6 protein-coding genes and 1 pseudogene are annotated in these 6,044 nt (G+C 72.2%); 2 read left to right on the top strand and 5 right to left on the bottom strand.

Features of this window, described 5'->3' with window-relative positions; all coding sequences use genetic code 11:
* Window positions 1-657 precede the first annotated feature (657 nt).
* Window positions 658-1,290 (bottom strand): uracil phosphoribosyltransferase, encoded by a 633-nt coding sequence (upp, locus tag ESO86_RS09920; protein WP_129234752.1) that lies wholly within the window; start codon window positions 1,288-1,290, stop codon window positions 658-660.
* A gap of 49 nt (window positions 1,291-1,339) precedes the next feature.
* Between upp and tadA the strand changes: the two genes are divergently transcribed.
* Window positions 1,340-1,822: a tRNA adenosine(34) deaminase TadA gene (tadA, locus tag ESO86_RS09915; protein ID WP_242492307.1), complete on the top strand. Its 483-nt coding sequence runs from the start codon at window positions 1,340-1,342 to the stop codon at window positions 1,820-1,822.
* A 1-nt stretch (window position 1,823) separates the two neighbouring features.
* On the opposite strand, the gene ESO86_RS09910 is transcribed toward tadA, so the two are convergent.
* Window positions 1,824-2,573, bottom strand: a complete 750-nt coding sequence (locus ESO86_RS09910) for a glutamine amidotransferase-related protein (RefSeq protein ID WP_129234751.1) — start codon at window positions 2,571-2,573, stop codon at window positions 1,824-1,826.
* A complete protein-coding gene (locus tag ESO86_RS09905) occupies window positions 2,570-3,532 on the bottom strand; it encodes a cation diffusion facilitator family transporter (protein ID WP_129234750.1) in 963 nt (320 codons plus the stop codon). The genes ESO86_RS09910 and ESO86_RS09905 overlap by 4 nt, the downstream gene beginning before the upstream one ends.
* A gap of 23 nt (window positions 3,533-3,555) precedes the next feature.
* Here ESO86_RS09905 and proC point away from each other — a divergent pair, with 23 nt between their 5' ends.
* The gene (proC, locus tag ESO86_RS09900) at window positions 3,556-4,404 is read left to right on the top strand and encodes a pyrroline-5-carboxylate reductase (RefSeq protein ID WP_129234749.1); all 849 of its coding nucleotides are present in this window, start codon (window positions 3,556-3,558) and stop codon (window positions 4,402-4,404) included.
* A gap of 7 nt (window positions 4,405-4,411) precedes the next feature.
* Here the strand turns inward: proC and rlmC are convergent, their stop codons facing one another.
* A complete protein-coding gene (gene rlmC / locus ESO86_RS09895) occupies window positions 4,412-5,548 on the bottom strand; it encodes a 23S rRNA (uracil(747)-C(5))-methyltransferase RlmC (RefSeq protein WP_129234748.1) in 1,137 nt (378 codons plus the stop codon).
* Window positions 5,549-5,583: 35 nt separating this feature from the next.
* Window positions 5,584-6,044: pseudogene (locus tag ESO86_RS18810) on the bottom strand (hypothetical protein); the annotation flags it as partial.

Genomic DNA, 6,044 nt, shown 5'->3' with positions numbered 1-6,044 from the left:
GGCCGCCGGGGCCTCGGGTCGTGCGGCGACCGGCTGGGGTCGGAACGCGGCCGGGTGCGCGGGGCGGGCGGCCGGGTGAGCGGTGCGGACGGCGGGAGCGAGGGTGGCAGACATGGCGGATCCTTGTGCTGAAGATGCGTCGACGGCCCCGTCGCAGCGGGGTCGGAGCGAATGGCCCGATCGGGCCGGGGAGAACCCGATCAGGGGGAGTCGGGTTCGACGGAGCCGTTCCGATCGGGGTGGGATCGGTCGCGTGCTCGGCGGGGGTTCGCTGGTCAGCGGCACATTCGACAACACATGGGCGCACGCGCCGGCATCATCGTGCCGGCAGTCCACTGAGCCTCGACGGCGGTCAGGGAGCGTGCGGTGTCAGTCATGAGCGAAAGTCAAACCCACGCCCCCGGATGTGTCAAACCGTGACCCTCCGGTGACCGTGTGTGACGTCGCACGCGGTGCGCGAGGGGCGACCGCGAGGGAGGAGGTCAGACGACGCCGTGGTCGCCCGCAGAAGATCCTTCGACGAGGCGCGAGTTTCTCGAATCTTGCCAGATCGCTTCCGCGTCGGCGTGTCTCACAGCGAAGATCCTGCGAGGTGAGGGGTTCGTAACACGAAATGTCGGCCATTGCCGCGCCGTGACGCGCGAGCCGCGGACGAGGTCAGACGGTGCCGTACAACCGGTCGCCCGCGTCACCGAGGCCCGGCACGATGTAGCCGTGCTCGTTGAGCCGTTCGTCCACTGCGCCGAGCACGACCGTGACGTCTCGTCCCGCCATCGCCTGCTCGACGGCCTGCAGGCCCTCGGGCGCCGCGAGGATGCAGATCGCCGTGACATCCGTCGCCCCGCGCGCGAGCAGGAAGTCGATCGCCGCGATCAGGGAGCCGCCGGTGGCGAGCATGGGGTCGAGCACGAAGCACTGCCGACCCGAGAGGTCGTCGGGCAGGCGCTCCGCGTACGTGGTCGGCTCGAGCGTCTCCTCGTTGCGAGCCATGCCCAGGAACCCGACCTCGGCCGACGGCAGCAGCTTGACCATGCCCTCGAGCATGCCGAGCCCCGCGCGGAGGATCGGCACGATGAGCGGCTTCGGGTCGGCGATGCGCACACCCGTCGTCGGGGCGACCGGCGTCACGATGTCGAGCGGTTCGACGCGCACCTCGCGCGTGCCCTCGTACGCGAGGAGCGTCATCAGCTCCTCGACGAGCGACCGGAACACCGGCGAGGGCGTGTTCTCGTCGCGGAGCACCGTGAGCTTGTGGGTGACGAGCGGGTGGTCGGCAACGTGGACTCGCATAGGCTCGAGTCTAGTTGCGGGGGTTCCGCCGATGAGAAGGGGCGAACGGATGCCGGTGCAGCGCCCTGAGCACGTCGAATGGATGCGGCTGGCCCTCGCCGAGGCATCCGCCGCCCTCGTCACGGGCGACGTGCCCGTCGGCGCCGTCGTGGTCCGCGACGGCGCGGTCATCGCGACCGGGCGCAACGAGCGCGAACTCCACGAGGACCCGACGGCGCATGCCGAACTCCTCGCCATCCGCGAGGCCGCACGCGTCACCGGCGACCGCCACCTCACCGACTGCACGCTCGTCGTCACGCTCGAGCCGTGCGTGATGTGCGCGGGCGCGATCCTCGCCGCACGCCTGCCGACCGTCGTGTTCGGCGCGTGGGACGAGAAGGCCGGCGCCGCCGGCTCGGTCTACGACGTGCTGCGCGATCGACGGCTGAACCACCGGGTCGAGGTCTACGCGGGGGTCGAGGCGGATGCCGCGGCGCGCCTGCTGCGCGACTTCTTCGAGGACCCGCTGCGTCGCCCGACCGGCGCGGGCTGAATCAGCTCGCGCGAGGCAGCTCGCCGCGCCGCGCGAGGCCCTCGACGAACTCGCCGAGGATCGCCGCGGATGCGGCCCCGGCGGCGGGGCCGCACGAGGCCTGCAGCTCGCGCATGCCGTCGACCGAGAGCCCGTACTCCGGCAGCTCGTCGCCCCAGGCGGCAAGCCAGTCCTCGTGGATCTCGCGATCGACCTCGGGGTGGAACTGCACCGCGAGGAGCCAGTCGCCGCGGCGGAACGCCTGGTTGGCGTACTGGGGCGACCCCGCGAGCCGCTCGACGCCCTCGGGCAGGTCGAACGTGTCGCCGTGCCACTGGACGAACCGCACGCCGGCCGCGTGCCGCACGGGCGAGTCCTCGCCCGCGTCGGTGAGCTCGACGCCGAGCCAGCCGACCTCCTTGCGCGGGCCGCGGTACACGTCGGCGCCGAGCGCCGCCGCGAGCAGCTGCGCGCCGAGGCACACGCCGAACACCGGCGCCTCGGCGGCGATGCGGCGGCGGAGGAGCTCGATCTCGTCGGCGAGGTAGGGGTACTCGTCGGCCTGGTAGACGCCCTCGTCGCCGCCGAGCACCACGATCAGGTCGGGTGCCAGCGGGTCGACCGCGGTGACGTCCTCGTTCGGCGCGTCGAGGAACCGCACCTCGTAGCCGTGCGCCTCGAGGGTCGGCCCGAGGTTGCCCAGGCCGATCGCGGAGTCGTGGCGGAGCACCAGGGCGATGGGGCGGCCGGCCGTGCCGGCGGCATCCGTCATTCGAGGCCCTTGATGACGATCGCGTCGGTGGGCGGCGCGGTGAGGTTCGGATCGACGTAGATGTCGGGTTCGACGTAGATCACGCGCGCCGACGGCACCGCGCGCCGGATGCGCTGCTCGATGACGTTGATCGCCGTCGACACCTCGGCCAGGCTCTCGCCGCCGTGGAAGCCGAGCTTCGCGGCGACGAGCAGCTCGTCGGGGCCGAGGTAGAGGGTCTTCATGTGGATGATCCGCTCGGCCTCGGGCCCGGCGAGGATCGCCTCCCGGATCTTCGCCACGTCGGCCTCGTTCGCCCCCTCGCCCACGAGCAGGCTCTTCGTCTCGATGCCGAGGATGATCGCCACGACGATGAGCAGCGTGCCGATCATGAGCGTGCCGATCGCGTCGAAGGTCGAGTCGCCCGTGATCACGGTGAGGCCGACACCCAGGAGCGCGAAGAACAGGCCGGTCAGGGCGGCGACGTCCTCGAGGAGCACCACGGGCAGCTCGGGCGCCTTCGCGCGACGGACGAACTGGACCCAGTTCTGCTTGCCGCGGATCCGGTTCGACTCCTTCACGGCGGTGCGCAGGGAGAGCGACTCGAGCACGATCGCGATGGCGAGCACGAGGATGGGCAGCCACGGCACCTCGAGCTCGTGCGGGTGCGTGAGCTTGTCGATGCCCTCGTAGATCGAGAACACGCCGCCGACCGAGAACAGGATGATCGACACGACGAACGCGTACACGTAGCGCTCGCGGCCGTACCCGAACGGGTGCTCGCGATCGGCCTCGCGCTTGGCCTGACGACCGCCGAAGAAGAGCAGCAGCTGGTTGCCGGCGTCCGCCACCGAGTGGACCGCCTCCGCGAGCATCGACGCCGACCCCGAGAAGAACCACGCGATGAACTTCGTCACGGCGATGCCCGTGTTCGCGAGGAATGCCGCCAGGATCGCCTTCGTGCCGCCGGATGCGCTCATGCGCCAATCCTAGGATGGCTGCCATGGCCCCCTCGCAACCCGTTGACCTGCCCGCGATCGCCTTCCTCGGAGCGGGGTCGATGGCTCGAGCGGTCCTCGCCGGACTGCTCCAGCCGCACGTCGCCGTCGACGGGATCCGAGCCACGAACCGCTCGGCATCGCGCGCCGCCGAGTTCGCCGACGAGTCGCGCGTGACGGCCTACGCGACCGAGGCGGATGCCGCGGCGAACCGCCGCGCGGTCGCCGGCGCGAAGCTCGTCGTGGTCGCCGTGAAGCCCGCTATGGTGCCCGACCTGCTCGACGAGATCGCCGACGCGCTCGAGCCCGGCACGATCGTCGTGAGCGTCGCCGCGGGCGTCACGGTCGAGACGTTCGAGGCGCACCTGCCCGAGCACGTCGCCGTGGTGCGCACGATGCCCAACACCCCCGCGGTCGTCGGCCGGGCCGTCACGGGCGTCTCGGCGGGCACGCGCTCGTCGGAGGACGACCTCGCGCTCGTCGTGTCGCTGTTCGAGACGGTCGGCGACGTGCTCGTCGTCCCCGAGTCGCAGCTCGATGCGCTCTCGACGATCTCCGGGTCCGGCCCGGCGTACGTATTCCTGCTCATCGAGGCGCTCGAACGGGCAGCGATCGCGAAGGGCTTCACGCCCGAGCAGGCTGCCGTGATGGTGCAGGGCACGTTCCGGGGCGCGAGCGAGCTGCTCGCGGCATCCGTCGACGACCCCGCCGAGCTGCGCCGACGCGTCACGAGCCCGAAGGGCACGACCGAACGCGCGATCGCCGTGCTCGAGGAGGCCGACCTCGCCGGGCTCTTCGGTCGCGCGACCGACGCCGCGCTCGCCCGCGCACGGGAGCTCGCGGCCGGAGCCTGACCGGGTCCTACCCGGCCGGGGAGACCCGTTCGAGGAGCACCATCACCTCGAAGTGCGTCGTCTGCGGGAACATGTCGAACACGCGCGCCTTCACGGGGCGCAGCGACGGCATCGCCGCGAGGTCCCTCGCGAGCGAGGCGGCGTTGCACGACGAGTAGAGCACGTGCGCGGCGTCCGACCGCTCGAGCCAGCCCGCGAGCTCGGCGCCGATCCCGCGCCGTGGCGGGTTCACGACGATGAGGTCGGGGGCGGACGGCGCGGCCAGCGCGAACTCGGTCGCATCGCCAGCGGCGAAGCGCACGCGCGAGAGCGCGGCATCCGTCCGGCTCAGCTCGGCGCTCGCGACCGCCTCGACGCTCGTCTCGATGCCGGTGACCGCGGTGTCGGCGCCGGCCAGGTGCAGCGCGAAGCCGCCGACGCCGGAGTAGAGGTCCCAGGCGTCCTCGGGCGCGAGGTCGCGGATCCAGTCGCGGGCCTCGGCGTAGAGGGCCTCGGCGATCGCGGTGTTCGTCTGGAAGAAGCTCTGCGGCCGCAGGTGCATGGTCACGTCGTTGAGGCGCATCGGCAGCGTGTCGGCCGCGGTGAGCACGACCTCGTCGGGGCCCTCGAGCACGGCCTTGTGGTCGGGCAGGAGGTTGGCGGTGACGACGCGCGCCTGCGGGAGCTCGGCGAGGAGGGTCGGCAGGTGCTTGCGCATGCGTCCGAGCGGCTCGGTCGAGCGGAGCACGAACCGCACCATGAGCTCGCCGTCCGGCGACTCCGTCACGATGAGGTGCTTCAGTTCGCCGCGACGGGCGCTCACGTCGTACGGGGTGATCCGGGCGAGCGAGATGAACCGGGCGAGCACCGGGAACGCCGCCCGGTGACCGGGGGAGCAGATGCCGCACGCCTGCAGGTCGACGCCGTGGCCGTCGGCGTCGAGGATGCCGATCGTCGGCGCACCCACCGTCCCGCCGACGACCATCTTGGCCTTGTTGCGGTAGTCGCGCTCGCCGCTCGCGACCGGGGGCAGCCAGGCCGGCACGTCGAACGCGGCGAGGAGCTCCTCGGCGCGCGCCTGCTTGTCGGCGAGCTGCACCGGGTACGGGCGCCCCATGAGCGAGCACGACCGGCATCGCCCCGCGTCGAAGTAGGCGCAGTCCACCCGTCAAGGCTACGCGGATGCCGCGGGGCTGCGTCTCAGCCGTCGGTCGTGAGCTCGCGCCGTCCCATCGCGACCACCGCCAGGGCGATCGCCGCAGCCGAGACGCCCAGCATCCAGAAGCCGCCCGTCCAGTCCACCTCGCCGCCGACGGGCAGCGGCGCGTGGGCGAACGGCGACAGGTCGTGCATCCAGTCGGGCAGGCCGAGGATCTCGCCGAAGATGCCGAAGAACGCGCCGGCGGCGAGCAGCGCCCATCCCACGGGGATGGTGAGCCTCGGCGTCAGGACGAAGACGAGCAGGCCCAGGCCGAGGAAGACGAGCGCGGCGGGCGCCTGGGCGAGGGCCGACTTCAGCGCGTTCTCCGCCGAGGCGGCGGGGTCGTCCGCCGCGAGCGAGCCGAGCAGCGCACCGACCGCCGCGAGCACGAGAACCAGGAGGATCGCCAGCGCGCCGACGAGCGTGTACCCGCCGAGCCAGGCGCGGCGCGGCACGGGCG

This window comes from Agromyces binzhouensis (genome assembly GCF_004135055.1).
GTDB classification, from domain to species: Bacteria; Actinomycetota; Actinomycetes; order Actinomycetales; family Microbacteriaceae; genus Agromyces; species Agromyces binzhouensis.
The sequence above is the reverse complement of the archived record's forward strand: the minus strand, read 5'-3'. Positions and strand labels throughout refer to the sequence as shown.

Bases quoted from the DNA above. Each gene is read 5' to 3' on its own strand.
- ESO86_RS09910 (WP_129234751.1), bottom strand. From the start codon at position 2,573: ATGACGGATGCCGCCGGCACGGCCGGCCGCCCCATCGCCCTGGTGCTC.
- tadA (WP_242492307.1), top strand. From the start codon at position 1,340: ATGCCGGTGCAGCGCCCTGAGCACGTCGAATGGATGCGGCTGGCCCTC.
- ESO86_RS09905 (WP_129234750.1), bottom strand. From the start codon at position 3,532: ATGAGCGCATCCGGCGGCACGAAGGCGATCCTGGCGGCATTCCTCGCG.
- proC (WP_129234749.1), top strand. From the start codon at position 3,556: ATGGCCCCCTCGCAACCCGTTGACCTGCCCGCGATCGCCTTCCTCGGA.
- upp (WP_129234752.1), bottom strand. From the start codon at position 1,290: ATGCGAGTCCACGTTGCCGACCACCCGCTCGTCACCCACAAGCTCACG.